The 21,451-nt window shown below is 73.9% G+C and carries 12 protein-coding genes; 4 read left to right on the forward strand and 8 right to left on the reverse strand.

All coding sequences use genetic code 11. The annotated features are described in order from the left end of the window. Positions 1-26: 26 nt before the first annotated feature. From ACA511_RS21560 to ACA511_RS21585, 6 genes are read right to left on the reverse strand one after another with little or no spacing between them, the layout of a single operon-like run. The gene (locus ACA511_RS21560; RefSeq protein WP_375026249.1) at positions 27-1,001 is read right to left on the reverse strand and encodes a hypothetical protein; all 975 of its coding nucleotides are present in this window, start codon (positions 999-1,001) and stop codon (positions 27-29) included. After that, positions 1,001-1,417, reverse strand: a complete 417-nt coding sequence (locus ACA511_RS21565) for a hypothetical protein (protein ID WP_375026250.1) — start codon at positions 1,415-1,417, stop codon at positions 1,001-1,003. Before ACA511_RS21565 ends, ACA511_RS21560 begins: the two co-directional genes overlap by 1 nt. Positions 1,418-1,426: 9 nt before the next feature. Next, positions 1,427-2,281 carry a hypothetical protein gene (locus tag ACA511_RS21570; RefSeq protein WP_375026252.1) on the reverse strand — a complete coding sequence of 285 codons (855 nt, stop codon included), beginning with the start codon at positions 2,279-2,281 and terminating at the stop codon, positions 1,427-1,429. Between the two features lie 53 nt (positions 2,282-2,334). Next, a complete protein-coding gene (locus tag ACA511_RS21575; RefSeq protein ID WP_375026253.1) occupies positions 2,335-13,659 on the reverse strand; it encodes an ADP-ribosyltransferase in 11,325 nt (3,774 codons plus the stop codon). Positions 13,660-13,700: 41 nt separating this feature from the next. Next, a complete protein-coding gene (locus ACA511_RS21580) occupies positions 13,701-14,003 on the reverse strand; it encodes a WXG100 family type VII secretion target (protein WP_375026255.1) in 303 nt (100 codons plus the stop codon). Beyond that, the gene (locus tag ACA511_RS21585; protein ID WP_375026256.1) at positions 14,000-14,401 is read right to left on the reverse strand and encodes a YbaB/EbfC family nucleoid-associated protein; all 402 of its coding nucleotides are present in this window, start codon (positions 14,399-14,401) and stop codon (positions 14,000-14,002) included. Before ACA511_RS21585 ends, ACA511_RS21580 begins: the two co-directional genes overlap by 4 nt. A gap of 208 nt (positions 14,402-14,609) precedes the next feature. On the opposite strand from ACA511_RS21585, the gene ACA511_RS21590 reads away from it, so the two are divergent. The 3 genes from ACA511_RS21590 to ACA511_RS21600 all read left to right on the forward strand — a co-directional run bounded on the left by ACA511_RS21590 (position 14,610) and on the right by ACA511_RS21600 (position 17,237). Further along, a complete protein-coding gene (locus ACA511_RS21590; protein ID WP_375026257.1) occupies positions 14,610-14,894 on the forward strand; it encodes a hypothetical protein in 285 nt (94 codons plus the stop codon). A gap of 142 nt (positions 14,895-15,036) precedes the next feature. After that, positions 15,037-16,764 carry a CpaE family protein gene (locus ACA511_RS21595; RefSeq protein WP_375026258.1) on the forward strand — a complete coding sequence of 576 codons (1,728 nt, stop codon included), beginning with the start codon at positions 15,037-15,039 and terminating at the stop codon, positions 16,762-16,764. Beyond that, positions 16,761-17,237, forward strand: coding sequence for a hypothetical protein (locus tag ACA511_RS21600; RefSeq protein WP_375026259.1), 477 nt, complete (start codon positions 16,761-16,763; stop codon positions 17,235-17,237). The genes ACA511_RS21595 and ACA511_RS21600 overlap by 4 nt, the downstream gene beginning before the upstream one ends. A gap of 26 nt (positions 17,238-17,263) precedes the next feature. Here ACA511_RS21600 and ACA511_RS21605 read toward each other — a convergent pair whose 3' ends face one another. After that, positions 17,264-18,691 (reverse strand): DUF1266 domain-containing protein, encoded by a 1,428-nt coding sequence (locus ACA511_RS21605; protein ID WP_375026260.1) that lies wholly within the window; start codon positions 18,689-18,691, stop codon positions 17,264-17,266. A gap of 99 nt (positions 18,692-18,790) precedes the next feature. Next, a complete protein-coding gene (locus ACA511_RS21610; RefSeq protein ID WP_375026261.1) occupies positions 18,791-19,732 on the reverse strand; it encodes a DUF6177 family protein in 942 nt (313 codons plus the stop codon). Positions 19,733-19,858: 126 nt separating this feature from the next. Here ACA511_RS21610 and ACA511_RS21615 point away from each other — a divergent pair, with 126 nt between their 5' ends. Next, positions 19,859-21,298 (forward strand): LCP family protein, encoded by a 1,440-nt coding sequence (locus ACA511_RS21615; RefSeq protein WP_375026262.1) that lies wholly within the window; start codon positions 19,859-19,861, stop codon positions 21,296-21,298. Positions 21,299-21,451: the final 153 nt, after the last annotated feature.

Here is a 21,451-nt window from a genome sequence, read left to right on the forward strand (position 1 = left end):
TCTTCTCACCTCCCCGCCGGATGGGTTCAGCCGTCCCGGCGACGTTGCGACTCGCGTTGTTCCCGGTATATCCGCAGGGTCTCCGCCTCGGTGATCCGGGCGATGTCACCGGAATCGAGAAGGGCCGCGAGCGGGCGCGGCAGGAGATAGCCCTGACCTTTGTCGGACGACTCCCCGGAGTTCCTCCGCCGCCGTGCGGGAACGGTGGTGCTCCTGACCGGGAAACCCGGATGCACCGTTAGGGGACGCCGCACGACGAAGAACTTGCGCACCACGTCCCTGCCCGACCGGAAAAGCCCGCGGCGCTCGAAAGGCGTGTCCAGGGTGAACAGGTACGGCTCGTCGGCGGAGGCGTAGCTGTCCAGCAGCGTGTCCTCCGGGAGTTCCCGCCCCGTGCTCGCACCGAAATCTCCGGGAAGGCGCGCCCGGACATGCGCGGTGAACAGATCGTGCTCGCGGAGGAAACGGTCCCCTTCCGGGCCGGGCGTCCGCGGGATCACCTGGTAGCCCCGGGGATCGCCGAGCACGCCGTCCAACGGGACGCAGGACTCCCCGTACCGTTGACGTCCCTCGTCGCGGGCGGCCGCCACCAGGCGTTCGCCCTCGTCCGTCAGCCGCCACACCAGGCGGCTCGCCGACTCGTCCCAGATGCGGCCGACGACGCCCTGCTCCCGCAGAAGGTCCTCGTGGACCGTCACGCCCTCATCGACGATCAGCCCCGCGACCGCGTACGCCACGGCGTCCTGGGCCGACGCGAAGGACGCCACGTGCGAAGGCGTCGCCTCATCCGCGGAACGGACGATCAGCCATTCGCCGTCCCCGCGCAGCACCGACCAGCAGCCGGGTTCGAGCCGTCCTACCAGGAAACGCGACGCCCGGCCGCCGGCGAAGTCGCGCAAAACGCGGCGCGCCCAGACGAACGTCCAGGCGCTTTCCGGATAGAGCCGCCCGACGAGTTCGTGCTCGTCCTGCGGAACCTCCGGAAGCGTTTCAGGACCCATTACGCATCTTCGGGTGTTCCCTGGCGTCCCTGCGCGCGGAGTTCCGCATCGAAAAGGTCGTGGACGCGGAGACGCAGCGTGTGAATGAGGGCCTTCTCCTCCGGTGTGAGGCGGCGTGGCTCGGCACGGGCCGCGTCCTCGATACCGTTGATGGTCTCGTAGAGCGCGTACGCCGGCCCCTCACCGCGCAGCCGCCGACCCCGGAACTCTTCGACCCACTGGATGAACTCGTCACGGGTCAGCGTTTCGATGTCGGCGGTCGTCCCGAACCAGATCTTCTCCAAATACGACCGGTCGCGTACGAACTCACCGGTCCGCCCGGACAGCACCCAGACGGCCAGGCCGCCGTCGGGCGTCTCGACGAAGATGACCGGCCTTCCCTCGTAGGCGTAGTACTGCGGATACGTCTCAGCCACTTCGCTCCCTCACCGGCGCGCGAGTTCGCGCAATGCGTCGATGCCCGGCAGATCCCGCGCGGGCACGTCCTGGCCGATGACGCCCGACAGCCTGTCCTCAGGTGCGAGCGCGCACCGCCGCAGAGCCTCCAGCGACGGGACGCCCTCCCGGTGGGCGTCGCTCAGCCGCAGCTTCCACAGCCCGGCCGCGACCTCGCCCGCCGTGCCCGCGGGCCCGCGGGCCAGGTAACCGGCGGCCAGGCCGTCCGTCGAAGCCCACACATACCCGGCCACCGCGCCCTGGACCGTGACGGGCAGGTACCGGACGGGCGCGGAGGTCTGCTCCGGGTAGGTCGGCGGCAGGACGCTGAACAGCGGCCCGAACCCCTGCGACCGGTCGGCCGGCGTCCCGTCCTCGAACCTGCCGTCCTGCACGGACGGCCCCGCCGGCACCGGATAGCCGGGCGCGACCACCTGGTGCAGGGCAGCCAGGCTGGCCGCCTGCTGCTCGGCCTCGTCCGCCGGGATGCCGCCGCCCACCCGGTCCTCGGCGGCCCCGCGCGCGCGCCGGACGGCCTCCGCTGCGGGCACGTCCGCCGCGTACGCCTCGGCGAGCCGGTCCTCCCAGTAGTCGGCGGCGAACATCTCGGTCTCCGACACGTCGGGGACGAGCAGGAACCCGGCCGCCCGCTGCCGGACGGACGCCCACAGGCAGCCGATCGCCCGGCCGCGCAGCCGCACCCAGTAGTAGATCACCGGTTCCCGCGTCCAGTGCGCGTACGACGGCGTGGCAGGCGGCAGCGGGTCGTCGTCCGGGAACGGCGGCGGCGCCCCGGGCGCGGCGGCGGGAGCGCCCGGATCCCACGGGGGAGGCAGGTCACTCATCTCGCGCGCACCTTTCACGTCGACGTCCGCCCATCATGGCCATGACCTGCCCATCATGGCCCCGGCCTGGGCGGCGGCCCGGGAGGTATGACCACGGCCTCTATATCGTAGGTCGGCCTGCGCACCGCGGTTCCGTCGCGGAGCGTGACCGTCTCGTAGCCCGTGTGCACGACGCTGGTGATCTGGTACCGGGTGCCGCGCGGCAGGATCAGCTCGCGCTGGTCGGGATAGGCGCTGCGCGCGCCCATCCACAGCCCGTGGCTGCCCGCGGGCAGCACCAGGTGGACGCGGTTGCCGAACGACTGCCCGTCCACCTCCGCCGGGTTGCGTCCCAGGGACGTGGACATGGGGGCGCCGTCGGTCTGCACCGTGCCGACCAGGGCCTCGGGGTCGCGTCCGTTGAGCGGCAGGCCGTCCCGGCCGATCAGGAAGTTCAGGTTGTCCAGGCCGCGCACCGCCTGGACGGGCTCGGGCAGCGGCTGGTGGAGGGCCTGGTCCAGCTCGGCGATGCGCCGCCAGAACGCCTGCTCCGTCGGCTCCTCGCCGAGGTACTGGCGCAGCCAGTTCCGCTCCTGGTGGTCGGCCCTGAGCTGCTCCAGGCGCGCCGTCACCGACGTCAGCGGGGGTGCCAGCAGCCGGTCCACGAGCTGCCGCTGGTGCGGGTCGAGGTCGGTGCGGCTCCGCAGCCGGGCGATCTCCTCCAGCCGGGTCGGCATCCGCCCGCCGTTCAGGTGGTGCAGCTGCCGGGCGGACCACTCCGACCACGCGAGGCGGTTCAGGTGCGCGCCGAGGTCCGGCCCGCCGGGCCGCAGGAACCGGTTCGGCATGGACTGCCGCGTGTACCACCACGCGGCGCGCCGCATGGGCTCCGGCAGGCCGCGGAAGACGTGCGCGAGCCGGCTCTCGCCGTACCGCTCGCCCTGCCGGTCGGTGTCGAACCGGTGGACGCCGCCGGAATCGGTCCGGCCCTCGGGCCGCAGCCAGTCGCGGATCCCGCGGGCCTCGGCGTCCGGCGGCGGTCCGCCGTCCGGGTCGTGCGGCGGGGTGCGGCCGTGCGGATGGCCGGGCGCGTGGCCGCCGTCGCCGGCGAGGACGGTGCCGTCCGGGCGGTGCACGTCCCAGCCGCCGTCCGGCGGCCAGGTGGGGCGCTGCCGGCCGTCCGCGTCCGGATGGCCGGACGAGGCGAAGACGTTGCCGTCGGAGTCCGACCAGGCGAGGCCGCGCGGCGCCACCACGGGCACGCCGAGCCGCTCGGAGAGCTGGGCGGCGAAGTCGCCCTCGCCGGTCCGGCAGCCCAGCAGCATGACCTGGCGGCCGTCCCACGTCGGGTCGTTGCGGATGAGGTGCGCCCAGTCGTCGACGCTCAGCCGCCGCCCGTTCGCCAGCATCCCGTCCCGGTCTCCGTGGCCGTCGACCACGAACGTCTCGGGATCGTGCGCGACGCGCCGGGCGAGGTCGCGCATGGCGGGCTCGTCCGTGCCGAAGAACGACCGCCCGGCCGGGGTGCCCTCACTGTCCCGGAAGACGTCGTGCAGGTGCGGCGGCAGGTCGCCGGGCACCGGGTCGCCGCCGTCCCCCGCGTCTGCGTCCGCGTCGGATCGGTCGGTGTCGGCCGGGTCGGTGTCGGCCCGGTCCGAGTCGGCCGGGTCCGAGTCGGTGCCGGGACGGTCGGCGTCGGCGGGCCCGGCATCGCTCCCGTCCCGCGCGGGCTCCTCGCCGTGCGGCCGCCCGGCGTCGCCGGGGTCGCCGGGGTCGCCGCCGGGGACCGTCCCGCCGGGTGCGGGGGTGACCGGCGCGGGGGTGACCGGCGCGGGCTCGGAGTACCAGCCGTACTTCGCGGCCACCCCGGACTGGGACGGCGCCTCGCTGCGTGCGGCCGCCCCGTCGCCCGGGGACGGCCTGTCGCCCGGGGGAGGCCCGTCGCCGGGGATCGGCCCGTTGCCGGGAGTTCCTCCGTCGTCCGGGTCCGGGCCCTCGTCTGGGTTGGGGCCGTCGTCCGGCTTCGGGCCGTCGTCCGGGTTGGGGCCGTCTGCCGGGGGCGGGCCGTCGTCTGGGTTCGGGCCGTCGACCGGGGGCGGGGCGTGTGGGGACGTGTCAGGCGTTCCGGTGGTCCGGTCGCCCGGCGGCGGGTCGGTGAGGGCCTCGTCCAGGGCCTCCTGGAAGCGGCCGATCACGCGCTGCTTGATGGCCTCGTCGAGTGCGCGCTCCTCCCGGGTGAGGTCCCGGTTCTGGGATTCGGCGACGTTCGGCAGGTCCCGGCGCACCTCGTACAGGGAGTGCTCGTAGGAGGCGACGTCGTCGATCGAGCGCAGGTGCAGCCGCAACTCGCCGATGTGCCCGTTCGGCATGCGGATCGTCAGCTGGACGTCGCGGTAGCCGCTCGGCACCGGGTTCTGCATCCGGTCCTTCACCGAGACGATCTGCACGCCGTGCTCCCCGGCGATCCGCTGGATGTTGCCGAGCGCCTGGTAGAGCCCGTCCACGGAGCGGAACTGGATGCGGGCGCCGAGCAGGTCGTTCAGCCTGCTCGCGTCCCCCTCGTAGTCACCGATGATCTTGTCGAGGGCGCGGACCCGGTCCTTGTCGCCGGGGCGCAGCTTCGGGTCGGCGCCCATCTCCGCGAGTTCCGGATCGTGGACGAGCGCGTGCAGCACGGCCTCGGACTCGTGCTTGGCGTCGTAGAGGCCGTCCAGGTAGGCATTGATGTACGGGTCGTCGCGTCCGGCCTCGGGATCGACCCGCGACGGTTCGAAGCCGGGCTGGTCCGGCGCCACCCGCGGGTTCTCATCCTCGCCCGGCCGCCGCGCGTCCGCGACGGAGTCGGCGAGGTCACGGCTGATCCGCTCCTGGTCGGGCGTGAGCGGCGTCGGCTGGGCCCTCACCCGGTCCCCGTTGAGGATGGCGTCCGCACCGCGCTCGTTGACGTCGTGCACGGCCCCTTCGAGGATGCGCACCGCCTCGGGATGGCTCAGCACGCTGTTCAGCGTCTTCGGCCGTGCGAGAAGCGACTCGCGGAGGGACGTCTCCACGTCGTTCAGGCCGTCCCCGGCGATGATCCGGGCCAGCTCGGGGTGGTCCGGCAGCGTGTCGCGCAGTTGCGTGGCCAGCTGTTCGCCGAGCGGCTCCCCGGCGCGGTCCAGCATCTCCCGGACGCGCGGATCGTCGTGGACCTGGCGCATCACCTCGTCCGAAGCGCGCTGGCCGGGCGCCGGCGAATCCGCGTCATCCGAGCGCGGCGCGCCCTCCGGCCGATCGCCCGCCGCCGGTTCCCGACCTGGCTCGCCCGCCGCCGGTTCCCGGCCCGGTTCGCCCGCCGCCGGATCCGGACGGGACGCGGGGCCGTCCGGGGGAGTCGGGTCCGCCGAGCGGGCCATCGGCTCGGGCGGCTCGCCCGCCGTCCTGGACGCCGGGTCCGTCCAGCCGAAGGGCCGCGCCGGGCCCTTCGGGTTGCCGTCCGAGTCGACGGGCAGCGTCGGCGACGTGCCTACCTGGTTCGGCGGGAGGTTGTAGAACGACCGGTAGTGGACGGTCGTCGTCGGCGGATCGGTGCTGAAATCGGTCTGCGCCCACCGCGCGTGGATCACCTGCGGCGTGTAGGCCAGGCCGTCCGCGTCGGTGCGGTTCGGTTCGGCGAAGAACTCGAACCGGTCGACCCTGATGCGGTTGCCGCTGTTCTGGTCGAGCTGCGCGAGGTGCTCCTCCAGCCCGAACCAGCTTTCGGGACGGGTGACCTGGTGGGCGTTCTTGCCCTGGTTCTCGACCTCCCACTGCGGGAAGTAGTTGATGCGCTCGCGCGGGCCGTGCCCCTGGTGCCCGAAGATGTGGCCGCCGTTGAACCGGGTACCGGAGTACTCGTCGTTCCCCATGTGCCCGACGTGTCCCTGCACCGCGTAGCGGGCGCCGCCGCCCGCCGCGTAGTCGGGCCGTCCGGTGGCCAGGTCGGTCTGGCCGTTCTCGTCGGTGTGGAACAGGAACGTGCCGGGCTCGACCTGGTAGTTCTCCGTCGGGCCGCCGTCCGGGTCGTCGGAATCGGGGACCCCGTCCTCGTCGGGGTCCCGCTGCGCACCGAGATCGCCGCGGCGGACGGCGTCGCTCGGGTCGAAGTCCGCCGGGTCGAGGGTCGCGAAACGGTCCCGCGGCTCGACCATGTAGTTGACGTTGGGAAGCGGGACGCCCTCGTTCTTGTGGGGGAGGAGGCCGAGTTCCGGGTTGTAGTTGGCGGCGCCGTCCTGGTCGCCGAACCACGTCCGGACGTGGGTGATGTTGCCGTCGCCGTCCGTCCAGAAGATGCCGTGCAGCCGGTCGTTCCCGTCGCGGACCTCGATCCTGGAGTTCGGCTCCAGGGGCTGGTTCGCGCTGTACGGCCCGTCCGAAGGGTCGTGGCTGCGGGTCACCTCGTCGAGGGGCTCGCCGTCGGCCGTGTGGGTCGGCGGGTCGAACGGCGCCGCGGCCGGCGACCGCCCGTCCTCGCCGCCGACGAAGACGTGCGGGTCCCCCTGGCCGAAGTCGATCTGGTGGACGACGCCCGGCCTCGGCTGCGTCAGGTCGATGTTCTCGTTGGGGTTGCGGAGCGCGCCCGGCTCGCCCTCCGCCTGCGGGTTGGTGACGTGGGTGACCTGGCCGTCGGCGTTCGTGTAGACGATCGACCGGACGACCTGCCGCCCGCTGTCGTCCCGCACCTGGGCGCCGTGCTCGTCCAGCGCCAGGATGCGGTGGCGGCCCTCCCGCCTCGGGTAGTCGGCGTCGGCGGCGTGCTGGCCCGGCCGCAGCTCGTGGTCCAGGGTGGCGCCCCGGTCCACCCGCGGCGGATTCCACGGGTCCTGCGAGGGCGACCCGCGGGTCGCGTCGCCGTCGCCGGGTCGCGCCGGGCCGTCCCCGGTTTGCGGCACCGGATGGCCGGGCGCGTAGCCGTCGCGTCCGGCCGGGGTCGCTGAGCCGTCCGGGCGGTGGGTCTGCCAGCCGCCGTTCGGCGGCAGGTCGGGACGCGTCCGCCCGTCCTCGCCGGGACGGCCGGACGAGGCGTACACGTTCCCGTCCGAGTCGGACCAGGCGAGCCCGTGCGGCGCCGTGACCGGGACGCCGAGCCGCTGCGCGAGCTGCGTGGCGAACTGGCCGTCGCCCGTCTCGCACGACAGCAGCATCACCTCGCGGCCGTCCCAGTTCGGGTCGTTGCGGATCAGGTCGGCGACCTCGTCGACGCTGAGCCGGCGGTCACCGACCCGCATACCGTCCGCGTCGCCGTGCCCGTCGACGATGAACCGCTGGGGGTCGGCGGGCACGCGCGAGGCGAGGTCGCGCATGGAGCCTTCGCCGGGCCCGTAGAAGGCGCGCCCGCCAGGGGTCTCCTGGCTGCCGCGGTAGACGTCGTGCAGATGGTCGGGAAGGCCGTCGGGCGGCGTCTCGCCCGTGTCCCCGTCATGGGCCGGGCCGTCCTCGTCACGGTGCTGCCCACCGTCATCGGAACGCGGCGCCGCGTCGTCGCCCCGCGCGGCGGGCTCGTCCCCGCCCCGCGCCGCTGGACCGTCGTCCCCTCGGGGGCCGGGTCCCTCTCCGTCGCGTGTTGCGGGGCCGTTGCTGTCGCGCGCGGCCGGTCCGTTGTTGTCGCGGGCGGCCGGTCCGTTGTTGTCGCGGGCGGCCGGTCCGTTGTTGTCGCGGGCGGCCGGTCCGTCGCCGCCCCGTGCGGCGGGGGCGTCGGTGCCGGGGCGCGGTCCCGCGTCGTTGCCGCCGGGCGTCCCGGGCGCGGGGGCCGAGCCCGGATCGGACGGCGGCGTGGAGCGGAAGCGCGGCGGCGGTCCCGACGACGAACCGGGATCGGTCGACCCCGGACCGGCCGAGCCCGTGCCGGGCGCCGGGCCTGTACCGGGTGTCGGGCCCGTGCCGGGTGCCGGGCCTGTGCCGGGTGCCGGGCCCGGGTCGGGCGCGGGGCCGGCGGGCCACGATCCGTCGGCGTTCGGCGCCGGTGTGCCACCGGGGCCGGGCGTGCCCGGGTCGGGGGCGCCCGGCGGGATCACCGTGGCGCGGATCTCGACGACCGGGTTGCCGTCGGCGTCCCGGGCGTTGGTGTCGACGTGCGTGATCTCGTAGCGGGTGCCGCGCGGGAGGACCAGCTCACGCTGGGTCGAGTAGGCGCTTTCGCCGCCCATCCACACGCCGCGCGACCCCTCCGGCAGATCCATGTGGATCCGGTAGCCGAACGGGCTCCCGTCGACGACGGCGGGGTCGCGTCCGAGCGACGTCGACATGTACCCCGGCTCGGTCTGGACCGTCCCGACGAGCAGCTGCGCGTCGCGCGGGCCGAGCGTCGTCCCGTCCGGGAGCTGCATGAAGCTCAGGTCGTGCAGGCCGCGCTCGGTCTGCAGCGGGTCCGGCAGCGGCTGGTTCAGCGCCTGGTCGAGTTCCCCGATGCGGGCGTTGAAGGCGTCCACGGTGGGCGTGTCGCCGAAGTACCCGTGCAGGAACGACCAGTAGTTCGCGTTGTTCGAGATCTGCGCGAGCCGGTCCGCCGGGTCGGCCGCCGACATCACGTGGTCGACCAGCGCGCGCTGGTCGGGCGTCAGATTCGGGTTGGACGCCCAGTTGCTGAGGGTGTCGAGCGTCGGCAGGCCGTTGCCGCCGTTCATGTTGTTCAGCGCCCACGCCGTGCCGTACTCGCCCTGCAGATGGTTCAGGTAGCCCGGCAGGTCGGCGCCGGGACGGAGGAAGGCGTTCGGCATCGACTGGACCGTGTACTGGTACAGCGCGTTCCGCAGCTCCGGCGGCAGGTTCCGGTACTGGTCCCCGAGCCGGTCGTCGCCGTACCGCTGGCCTTCGTCGTTGGTGTCGAAGCGGCGCACCGGGTCGTGCGCCACCGTGCTGCCGTCCGGGTCGTGGACCGTCCAGCCCGTCGACTCGGGGGTGCCGTGCGCGTTGAGGTCGACGGCGCCGCGCGGGGCCGTGACCCGGACCCCGAGCTGCTGGGCGAGGTCGGCAGGGAGCCGCCCGTCGCCGCTGTTGTTGGCCAGCAGGACCAGGTCGCGCCCGTTCCAGGTCGGGTCGTTGCGGACCAGCGCCGCGAGATCCGTCGCGTTCATCGGCCGGTCGCCGACGATCAGCCCGTTGCGGTCGCCGTGCGCGTCGAGGACGAACCGGCCCGCGGGATCGGGCGGAACCATCGCCGCCGCGTCCCGCATGTGCGGCTCGTCCGGCCCGTACAGCGCCCGCCCCGCCGGGGTCTCCGCGCTGTTCCGCCAGGTGTCGTGCAGACGGTCCGGCAGGCCCTCCGGTACGTCCCGCCGAGCGGGCTGCCCGTTGGAGGTGTCCTCCGGCTGCCCCTCCCGCGCCCGCGGCTGCCCTTCACCGTCGTTACGGGGCTGCCCATCACCGTCGTTACGGGGCTGCCCGTCGTGCGGTCGGCCTTCACCGTCGTCGGTGCGTGGCTGGCCTTCGTCGGTGCGTGGCTGCTCGCCGTCCGTGCGGGGTTGGCCTTCGTCCGTGCGCGGCTGCTCGCTGTCGGTGCGTGGCTGGCCGTCGTTGGTGGAGGGTTGGTCCTCGTCCGTGCGGGGTTGGCCCTCGTCGGTGCGCGGCTGCTCGCTGTCAGTGGACGGCTGGTCTTCGTCGGTACGGGGTTGGCCGTCGTCGGTGGCGGGCTGGTCTTCGTCCGTGCGGGGCTGGTCTTCGTCGGTGCGGGGTTGCTCGCTGTCGGTGGACGGCTGGTCTTCGTCCGTGCGGGGTTGGCCGTCGTCCGTGCGGGGCTGGTCCTCGTCGGTGCGCGGCTGCTCGCTGTCGGCGGACGGCTGGTCCTCGTCGGTGCGGGGTTGGCCGTCGTCGGCGGGCGGTGGGTCGTCGTTCGTGCGCGGTGGGTCGCCGCTGGGGTTGTCCTGGGTTCCGTCTGAGCCTGGCTGGCTTCCCTCGGTTTCGGGCTGGCCCTCCCCGTTCTGGGGGTTGCCGCTCTCGGGGTCCGCGCCGTCCGCGGTCTGGGACGGTGTCGAGTCGCCGCCGGTGTTGCTCGTTCCGTCCGGCGCGGGCGGGTTACCGTTGTTCGCGCCGAGGTGGCGGTCCATGACCTCGCCGATGGCCTGGGCCAGCGGACGGGGGTTCTCGGCGAGGCGGTACTCGGTGAACGCCTCCGCCATCATCTCGTGCGGGTCGCCGGAACCGTAGCCGGACAGGGCGTCCTCCACGCGCTGCTGCGTGGCCGGGTCATGCGGCTGGGTCGCGTCGTAGGGGATGCCGAGTGCGTTGGAGACCGCTTGGTTCAGGTCTCCGAGCATCTGCGGGTCGTTGAGGAGCTGCTCGCCGAGGTGGTGACCGAACTCGTGGGTGAAGACGCCTTCGGTGGAGCCGCCGCCCGGCACGGTGAAGCTGGTCGCCTCCTCGTCGGCGCCGTCCTCGGTTCGCTGCTCGTTGTCCGCGAACGAGTCGTCATTGAGGTAGATGCCGGGGTCGCCCGACTCCGGTGTCGCGTAGGCGAGGACGTCCTCGTTGCCCGGCCCGAGCGACTGGCTGAAGTCCTCCGACCCGATGTGGGTCAGGCCCTGCATGGTGCTCGGGTAGTCCGCGGAGAGCGACTGGAGGGCGTTGTTGACCTCGCGTGCCGCGGCCGGGTCGATCGGGTTGGACGTGAAGTCCACCGTGGGCGCGTCGTCGCCGAACTGGGCGAGGATGTCCTGGGCCTGCTGCTCGGCGTCAGCGAGCTGCTGCGCCTCGTCCGGCGAGTCGTTCTTGTCCGGGGTGCCGTCGTCGGACGAGCCGTCGTCGGTGGAGCCGTCGTCCGGCGTGCTGCCGTCCGCTTCCTTCTTGTGGGGTGCGTCCCCATCGGGCTGCGCCGACTCGTCCGCGGGCGGAGCCTGCTCGTTGCGGACGACGCCATCGGAGTCCACGGGAGCGGAGGGCTGGGGCTCCTGCCTCGGTCGCGGAGACTCCAGAGTGGGGCCGCTGTCCGCGCCCGTACGTTCCGCCGGCCGTGACGTGGACGGCGACGGGGACGCGGGTGCCCGCTCAGAGCCTCCGCCGGAGGGGCCGCCGACGCCGCCCGCCGACGCGGTCCCTGCGGGGCCGCCCATCATGCCCATCGGCATTGGGGCGATGAAAGCGGGCTGGGCGCCGGAACCATCGTCGGACGGCGACGCGGGGTCCCGCGTCCCATCGGACCCGTCGGGCGCCTCAGAGGCGGTGTTCGTGGTCCCCCCGCCGCGGGGCGCAGGCTCGCCGCCGGGCGCGGTCCCGTCGCCGGGAGGTGTGCCCTCAGCCGGGGCCGTGCCGTCATCCGGCGTCGTACCGGCACCGTCGCCGTCGCCTGGCGTCGTGCCATCGCCCGGCGTCGCGCCGTCCCCTGGCGGTTGGCCTTCGGCCGGGGTCGTGCCGTCTCCTGGGGTCGTGCCGTCGCCCGGGGTCGTGCCGTCGCTCGGCGTCCGGCCGTCGCCCGGGGTTGTGCCGTCGCCTGGCGTCGGGCCGTTGTTCGGCGTTGCGCCGGAGCCGTCGCCGGGTGTCGGGCCGTTGCTCGGTGTCGCGCCGTCCGGTGTGCCGCCGGGGGCCGGTGACGGGTCGCCGTTGGACGGTGGTGTGCCCGCGCCCGCGGTTTCGGGGGTGGCGGAGCCGGTGTCGGGGTGCGGTGTGGGCGATCCGTTGCCGGGCGTGCCGGAGCCGCCGTCCGGCGCGCCGCCGGTGCTCGAAGAAGGGGCGGAGGACGACGGCGAGCCGCCGCGGCCGGGCGACGAGGATGACCCGCCGCTGGACGAGGAGGAGCCTCCGGGAGACGATCCGCCACCGGACGAAGACGAGGACGATCCGCCCGAGGAGGTCGAGCCTCCCGAGGGTGAACTGCCGCCAGGCGAGGACGATCCGCCGCCGGGAGCAGCACCGCCAGGGGCCGCACCGCCAGGGGCCGCACCACCGGGGGCGGCGCCGCCGCCCACGGGGGCCATGCCGCCGGGCGCGGCGCCGCCTGCGGGAGCGCCGCCGACCGCACCGCCGCCGGACGGCGACGAGCCGCCGAACGCGGCCGGGTTGCCGCCGAGGCCGCCGCCGGATCCGCCCGTCCCACCGGAGGGCGCGCCGCCACCGCCGTCGGGGGATGAAGAGGCCAGGGAGGAACCGCCTCCTCCTCCGCCTCCTCCTCCGCCGGTGTCGCCGAGCAGCGTCGCGATGCGGTTACCGCCGCCGCCGGAGGGCGAACCGCCGCCGTCTCCACCGCCGGACGGGGAACTGCCGCCACCGCCACCACCACCGCCGGAGGGCGAACTGCCGCCGCCTCCGCCACCACCGCCGCCGTCTCCGCCGCTGGAGTGGGAGCCGCCTCCGCCGCCGCCTCCGCCACCACCGCCGGGGTCGGAGCCTCCGCCTCCGCCGCCGCCGCCTCCTCCTCCTTCGCCGCCTCCGCCGCCGCCGGAAGGCGACGGCGAGGGAGACGGCGAGGGTGAGGGGCCCGTGCTGGGATCGGGCGACGGCGTCGGGGTGGGCGTCGGGGTCGGGGTCGGGGTGGGTGGCTCGCCCGGGGCCGGCGGGTCGCCGCCGGGGTGGGACGAGTTGTAGTCGTTGAGCCCGTCCTTGCCGCCGCCGACGGCGCCGCCGAACGCGCCCGACGTGGCGCCCTTGGCGATGGCGTCCCAGGTCAGCGGGTCACCGTGGATGGCGGCCGTGGCGACCGTGCCGGCCACGCCGCTGATGGCCTCGGACGCGCCGTCCCGGGCCATGCCCTTGAGCATGTTGCCGGCCGCGGTGTCGGCGGCCTCGCCCACGCCGGGGATCTTGCCGATGCCGTGCCCGACGCCGCCGGAGATGGCGCCGCCGATCGCACCGTCGAAGGTGGCCGCGCCGGTCTTCTTCCAGTCGACGCCGTCCCGGTTGCCCTGCGCGATCTGGATGCCCTGGACGAGCAGGTCCAGCCCGCCGCCCTCCAGCGCGCCGACCAGCGCGCCCTTCAGAACGGCGCCGAGGAGGCGCTTGCTCAGCCATTCCAGCAGCCGCTGGAAGATGGTTCTGGACGCGATCTGCGCCCCCGCCTCCACGGCGGGGATGCCCGCGGTGGAGGCGCCGAACGTCGCGAAGGCCGCCGCGATCAGATAGGCGATCTCGATCGCCGTGATGATCAGCAGCGCGATGAACATGTACTTCGCGTACTCGATGTCGAGCGCGCCGCCGTCCAGCGTCTCACCGAACTGGCCGCACGACTCGACGAGTTTCGTGAGGATCTGCGGGTCGGTGGAGACCCACTTCTCCCAGTTCTTGCCGAACTCGTCGGCGGCGCCGCTGTCGAGCGCGCCGCGGACGTCCGTCGCCGCCTGGTTGAGCTCCTCGATCAGCTCGCCGACTTCGGTGCCTGCGGTCCGCCACGCCTCGGCGCAGCGGCGCATCGCCGTCTCATCGCCCTCGGGCCAGTCGGCTCCAATGATCCAGGACAACCACTGGACCGATTCTGGGATTTCAAGACCCACGGATCAGCTCACTTCAGCCTTGACGTGTCCTCGGCCTGTTTGTAGGTCTTGGCCATCTGGTCGACACCCTTCTTGATGCCGTCCAGGCCCTCCTTGAGCTTGGGGAACGACTCGAGCACCTGCGTGCTCGGCTTCTTGTAGCCCTCGGCGAACGTCTGGCCGGTCTCGTCGGCGCCCCAGCACTCGCCCTCGGCCATCAGCGCCGAGTTGAGCCTGTCGTAGATCGCCTGGAGCTGCGTGGCGCCGTCCGTGAAGCCCTTGCCGGCGCGCTGCAGCTCGTCTGTGTCGACTTCCAGGTATTCGTAGGTCATCGCGGCGGGATCCCCAGACGCTCGCGGACCGCGTCGAAGTCGTCGGGACGCTCCGGCAGCAGTTTGGTGATGTCGAAGCCGCTCTCGGCCGGGCCCTCGGGCGCGAGGCCCTGCATCGCCGCGCGCATCTGGTCGGCGACCTGCGCCTGCGCGTCCTTGGACGCTTCCATGACCGCCTCGGCGAGCTCCTCGGAGCCGAGCTTGCGCTGCACGCGCGGGTCGAGTTCGAGGGAGGTCAGCCGGCCCTGCCGGTCGACCTTCACCCGCACCATGCCGTCGGCGGCCTCCGCCTCGGCCTCGATGGTCTCCAGCCGGGACTGCATGTCCGCGATCTGCCGACGCTTCTCCTGGTACGTCTGCAGGAGCTCGTCGATATGCGCCTGCCATTCAGCGCGCACGGTCACCCCTCTGTTCGTCGGGAGCTTGCGATAGCCCGCGACCGCGCACGATCACAGACACACAGGGATTGATCAATGTATACGGGTTTCAAAGCCGTTTTAGCAACCGCTTCCCAACTATCCATGACAGCGGACGGGCGCGGCGCGAAGCGGCGGGGGTATGGAACACTGCGGAGGCCGACAGTACGACCTTGGAGGGTGGCGGACGATGCGCAGGAGACCGAACATCTGTGACGCCTGCGTGCGGTTGCAGAAGAGGTCCAACCCTGACGCGCGGACGACGCTCGACCGCTGGATTCCGTACTGCGCCGCGTTCCCCGAGCAGGTGCCGAACGAGATCTACCGCGGCGGGTTCGACCACCGGAACCCCTACGAGGGCGACCGGGGCATCCGCTTCGAGTTGCGGCCCGGCGGGGAGCGGTCGCTGGCCGCCTACGAGTCGGCCCAGGCGCGCAAGGCGGCGCGCCGGACCGACGAAGCGTCGGATTTGTGACGACGTTTCCCTGTGCAGGCCCCCGCGCCGGTGAAACCCTGGTGCGCGAAGGCTCTTAGGGTGTCGGAGGCGGCTCGCGCACCCCGTCCCGGTGCGTCCGGCGACGCGTGTCTCGTAGGCTGGCCGGTGAGAGGGGAGGCAGGTGTCCGACTCCAACTGGCAGCACGCGGTCCTGCGTGACATCGGCGTGTCGCGCCGGGGGCTGCAGTGGCTCGACGTCGCGTCGCACGGCTCCGCCGAGGCGTCCTGGGGTGCGGAGGCGCCGCCCCGTCCCGCTCAGCAGCAGCAGCAGCCGCCCGCCGTGCCCGTCCCGCAGCCGGGGCCCCCCGCGCCGCAGCCCGTCCAGGCAGCGTCCGAAGCGGCTCCCGCGGCGCCGCCGTTCGGCGCGCCCACCGAGCCGGCGCTCGCCGGGTCCGCTGCCGCCCCGCTCCTCCCGGATCCGCAGCTCCCGGACCCTCAGCCGCCTGCCGAGCAGCGGCCCGAGACGCCCCCGCAGCAGCCCGAGACGGCGCCGCAATGGTTCGAGCAGCCCCCGCAGCCGGACGCGGCCGCCGCCGACCAGCAGGCGGCGGCACCGCAACAGCAGGCACCGCAACAGCAGGCACCGCAACAGCAGGCACAGCACCAGCAGGCACAGCAGCAGGAGACGCCGCGGCAGGAGGCCGTCCAGCAGCCCGCCGCGTGGCCGGAGAGCCCGCAGGCCCCCGAGACCGCGCAGCCCCCCGAGGCCCCGCAGGCCCCAGAGGCTCCGCAGACGCATGAGGCCGCGGAGGCCCCGGGCGGCCCGGAGCAGGTCGAACCCCTCATCCATTCCGACTTCGACTGGGAGTCGGCGGTCAACCCCGTCCTCGGTGGAGTGTCGTCGGCCGGTGAGGGCGCCGGCCAGGCGGCGCCGGACGCGGGCGCCGCGGTCCCGGCGTCGCAGGCGCCTCCGCCCGCCCCGTCCGACCAGGCCGCGGGCGGCCACCAGATCCCGGCGCACGAGCTCGTCCGCAGGAACCAGCACGGAGACCCCCTCGCCCGCCGGATGGGCCGCGGCGTCCGCAACGCGATGGGCGGCGGCGGGCAGCAGGCCAGGGAGCAGGCCGCGTTCGCCGACCTGATGCGGCGGCCGGTGCCGAGCTCCCGGCGGATCGCCGTGGCCAGCGTGCGCGGCGGCGCCGGCAAGACCACGATGGCGGCGCTCGTCGCGACGGAGCTGGCCCGGCACCGCGCCGACCGGGTGCTGGCCGCCGACGCGGACGCCGAACTCGGGTCGCTGCCGCTGCGCCTCGGCGTCTACTCGCAGGTGTCGCTGTTCGACCTGGCGGCACAGAACCCGCAGACGTTCGAGGAGGCGGAGCGCTACCTCGCCCGCACCCCCGCCGGACTGTACGTCCTGTCGTCCACGCGCGGCGGGCGCATCGCGGGGGAGTTCACGCTGGAGACGTTGCAGACCGCCCTGAGCGCGGTCAGCCGGTACGTCGCCGCGACGGTCGTCGACTGCGGCGCGGGCATCCTCACGGAGGTCAACCGCGGCGTCATCGCCGGCTCGCACGGCCTCGTGCTCGTCACGCCCGGCACGGTCGACGGGGCGTTGAGCGCGCGCGGGGCACTGGAGTGGTTCTCGGCGAACAACCAGCAGGCGCTCCTGCCGCGCACGGTCATCGCGATGGTGTCGCACGCGCCGCAGGTGAACGCCGACCTGCAGCGCGCGCACCAGATGCTCACGGCGTGGGGACTGCCCGTCGTGGCCGTTCCGTACGACCGGCAGCTCGCGACCGGGAGCTCCCTCGACATGTCCCGCATCTCCGCCGCCGCGCGGACGGCCGTGCTCCGCGTCGTCCACGAGGTGTTCGCCCGCTCGCTGGCCGCGGGGGTGACGCCGTGAGCGCCGATCTGGTCGCGCTGGTGCGGCGCCGTCCCGACGTGCACGCGATCGCCGACGGCATGATCGCGATGGGCGAGTCGCTGGAGCTGCGCGGCGGTGAGCCCGACTCGACGCGCCTGCACGACGGCGACGGCCGCCTGCTCGTGTCCATCGAGGACCCGGTGCAGGTGTCGGTGCAGGGCGAGATCGGCAGGCTGCTCGGCGCCGAGTTCGCGGGCCGGGTGACCGAGCCGTGCTGGTGGGTGGACGTCCGGGCGGCCGCCGACGTCCCGGACGCGATGCGGGTGGCCCGGAAGTTCGCCGACTCCCTCGTCCGCTGGCTCGGCGGGATGGTGTACCCGGAGGGGGCCGCCGACGCCCCGGCCCGCAGCTGGCGGGCGTCCGGTCACGGGGGCGACGGTTCCGCCGGCGGCGCCCCGGCGCCCGGCGGCGGGCTGCCCGGCGACGCCTACCAGGGCGGCGTGATCGGCTGACCCGCCCCGCGCGCCCGCGCCCCGCGTCACGTCCAGTCGCGGGTGAGGTCGAGGTCCCACGGGACGAGGTTCCAGGGGCTGCGCGGCTCGGCGGCGAGGTCCTCGACGAGGCGTTCGTGGTCGGCGTGCGCGTCCGGGGCGCTGCCCGACCAGAGCATCCGCCCTTGCAGGTAGCAGGTGGCCATGTCGTGCCATGACGTGTAGCGCCGCTGGATGTCGATCGCCAGCGGGAGCATCCGCTCCCAGCAGTACTCCTCGGTGAGCCAGCCGACCATGTGGCCCCAGCGGTAGAGCATCAGGGCGCGCCCGTAGTCCCAGATGAGGAAGCGTCCCGAGTTGGCGCGCAGCGCCGGGTCGGCGAGGGCCTTCAGCCGGTGCAGCTCCTCGGCGGCGTGGCCGCGGTCGTTGAAGAGCTGGTGGAGGAACTGGGCCAGCTCGGCGCCCTCCTCGCTGGCGTCGGCGCCCGGCTCGTCGCGCAGCAGCGCCGGGACGAGCCGCGCGTACGAGCCGCCCTCGTCCCCGTACCGGACCCGGACCAGCTCGATGAGCCGCTCGACGAACGGCGGTTCGAGCCGGTCGCCGGCGATGAGGCCGTCGACCTCGCGCAGCAGCGCCCCGTACTCCTCCTGCGCGTCGGCGGACCGGGTGGCGAGGTGGGCGTCCTGCGCGAAGTCGGCGCGGTGCCCGTCCTGGACGAGCCAGGTGGCCGCGGCGAGGAGCTGTTCGAGGTCGTAGGCGCCCCATGGGTCCTGCAAGAGCTCGTGGGCGGCGCGGCGGTCGGCGGCCGTCGCGGACTCGCCGGGGGCGGTGCCGAGCCGGTCGACCCGGAACCCGTTGACGGCGCCGTAGGGCGCGCCCGCGCCGATGATCCAGCGCTGCACGGGGGTGAGGTCGCTGCCGTGGACGAGGACGCCGGGCAGGTCGGGCTCGGCGATCAGCTCCCAGAGCCGCCGCTGGAACTCCGCGGCCTGCCGCTCCTCGCTGCCGAAGAAGCCGGCGAGCTGCTTGCGCAGCGACGGGTGCCGGACGTAGAGGCGCCGGAAGAACGGCCCGTTCTTCCACACCAGGTGCTCGGGACGCAGTTCGCCGAACGGTATCCGGGTGCGCCGGTGGACGATCGTCTGCTCGTCGAACCGCAGCTCCAGGTACGACCACAGGCGGGCGAACGGGGTGAACCGCCACAGCAGCAGGAAGCAGGCCACCACGGCGAGGAGCGCGGCGCCGGGCGCGAGCGCCCACCGCGCCTCGTCCTGGAGCCCGGCGAGGGACAGCACGGCGCCGCCGAGCAGCAGCGTCACGCCGCCGAGGCCGAAGCCGAGGAACCAGCCGGTGGTGACGACGAGGGATCCTTCGATGCGGAGCACCGCCTCGTCGCCGTCGAACTCGAACGATCCCTCGGCGAGCGTCCCCTCGACGGCCTGTTCGAGCGCGTCGAGCTGCCCGGCCATCCCCATGAGCAGGACCGTACATCATCCTTTCCGGGTAGATCATCGGCCCGGTGCGGCATATGCGGAGTATGTCGCCACTTGTGACGGGGGTCGCCGGTGGCCGGATCAGGACGACTGGAGGTGCTGCATGAGCAGGCTGTGCCGCTGCCAGCCGTCGGGGGAGCGGCCGTCCCCGAGCGGGAAGAACGTCAGCGGGGCGCGCGGCGGGCCGACGTGCTGGCCGGGGACGCCGTTCGGGCCGGTCACGGCGCCCGCGACGGCGAGCGCGACGGGAGCGGGCGCGCCCGTCCAGCGGGGCTCGGTGGTGAGGTCGGCGCGGCCCGGGGTGAGCTGGACGAACAGCGACGCGATCGGCTGGTCGGCGGCGAGCGCGCCGACGAGCGACGGGAGGTGCTGCAAGGGGGGCGGGTCCCCGGGCGCGTAGCCGACGGTGACGGTGCTGACCTCGGCGACCGCGCCGCCCTCGCTCGCCGTGTAGTCGCAGATCGCCTGCGCGGGGCGCGGGCCGTCGCCGCCGACGACGAGCCGCACGGTGGAGCGTCCGCGCGCGTACTCGGTGAGCCGGTCGCGGCGCCACGGGTGCTCCAGCGGCTCGGCGGGGCCGAGCCCGGCCGGGTACTTGCCGGTGAGCAGTTGCAGCAGGCGCTCGACCGTCCCCGCGAGGTCGCCCTCGGCGCCGTGCCGGACCCGGTGGACGAGGGTGAGCTGCGAGCCGATCGGCGCGGACGGACGGGTGGTGAACCCGGGCGCGTAGTCGCGGGCCTCCGGGACGGGGACGAACGTCCGCCCGCCCCACCTCATCGGCCGCCCGGTCAGGCCCTCGTAGTACCCGTCGCCGTTGCGCACGACCCACTGCATCTCGTCGCCGGACGCGGCGGTGCGCAGCGGGAGCGTCAGCCGGGACTCCAGGGGCGTGACGAGCTGCAGGGTGCGGCCGGACTCGGCGCACTCGCCGAGGGCCCTGTTCAACCAGGCGCTCAGCGGCACGACCGGCCGGTCCTGGAGGACGACCATCGCTTGGTCGGTCAGCGCGTCTACGGTGCTCATCTCGACCGGGAGTCTAGTCACCGGAGGGGGCCGTACGGCCGGGCGGCCGCACCCCCGGGGCGCGGTGCGGGGAGAGTTTCCCGTGGCCCACGTGACCTCTGTCCAATCTGTGCTGAAATGTCACGGATGCAGCGAGCCGTCGCGCCCTCCGGCCTGTACTACGCGGCCAACGCCCCGCCGCCACCGGAGCCGCCGGTGCGGGGGCGGCTGTGGCGCGTGCTCGGCGGGCTCTCGATCGTGCTGTCGGTCGTGCTGGTCGCCGGCAGCCTCACCGCCTACGGCTTCTGGCGGCGGCTGGACGGCCAGATCGACCGCGAGCACGTCGACGGCAGGCTCGGCGAGAACCGCCCGCCCAAGCTCAACGGCTCGCTGAACATCCTGCTGATGGGGTCCGACAGCCGCGCCGGGGAGAACGCCCGCTACGGCGTGGAGGCCGGGCGGCGCTCCGACACGACGCTGCTGCTGCACATCTCGCCCGGCGGGGAGAGCGCCATCGGCATCAGCTTCCCGCGCGACTCGATGGTGCGGATGCCGCCGTGCAAGAAGAAGAACGGCACGGTCGTCCCCGCCCAGTTCGGGATGATCAACGCGGCGTTCTCCAACGGCGGCCCGGCCTGCACCTGGCGGACGATCGAGTCGCTCACCAGGATCCACATCGACCACTACGTCGAGGTCGACTTCGCCGGCTTCAAACGGGTCGTGGACGCGCTCGGCGGCGTCGACATCTGCGTGCCGAGGCGCATCGACGACCCCAAGGCCGAACTGCACCTGCGCGCGGGACGGCAGACCGTCAGCGGCGACCAGGCGCTCGGCTACGTCCGCACCCGGTACGTCCTCGGCGACGGCTCCGACCTCGACCGGATCAAGCGGCAGCAGGCGTTCATGGCGTCGGTCGTCAAGAAGGCCACCGGCAAGGGCATGCTCACCGACCCCGGGCGCACCTACGCCTTCCTGTCCGCCGCCACCAGGTCGATCAAGGCGGACGACCGGCTCACGCTGTCGGTCATGCAGAGGCTCGCCACGTCCCTGCGCGGGATGAGCGCCGGGAAGGTTCGGTTCGTCACCGTGCCGGTGCAGGCGTACCCGCAGGACAAGAACCGCGTCCAGTTCGCCCAGGCGCTCGCCGAACCGCTGTTCAAGGCCGTCCGGGAGGACAACAAGCTGCCCGAGCCCGACCCCGCGCCGGTGCCCGCGGGGAACGCGGCGCCGCCCGTCCCGCCGGGGCAGGTGAAGGTCGGCGTCTACAACGCGTCCACCGCCCAGGGCCTCGCCCAGCGGACCGCCGACCAGCTCGCCGAGCGCGGCTTCCGGGTCGTCAAGGTCGGCGGCGGCAAGAAGAGGTACGCCCGCACGATGATCCTTTACGGCGCGGGCGCCGAGCGGCAGGCCGCGCGCCTGGCGATCGCGGTGCCGGGGCATCCGCCGCGCGCGTGGCGGTCCGCCAAGCCCGGCTACGTGTACCTCGTCATCGGCAGGGACGGCGCCGAACTGCGCGCGCTGAAACCGGTCGTGCCCAAGCTGGCGGGCGAGATCCGCGCGGACCGCGACATTTGCGCCAGGACCTGATGCGGCCACGCATCACCGGTATCTTGGCCCGCGCCAACCATCAACCACGCCGAAGCGTCCTTAGTAGGACGGCCTAGTAGATTTCCCCCCGACCCTGGCCCCACGAGCCGCCTCCCCCGCACCGGGCTCCGCCGGCCGCCAAGCTCCCCCGGA

This window comes from Actinomadura sp. GTD37 (assembly GCF_041951365.1).
Lineage (GTDB): Bacteria > Actinomycetota > Actinomycetes > Streptosporangiales > Streptosporangiaceae > Spirillospora.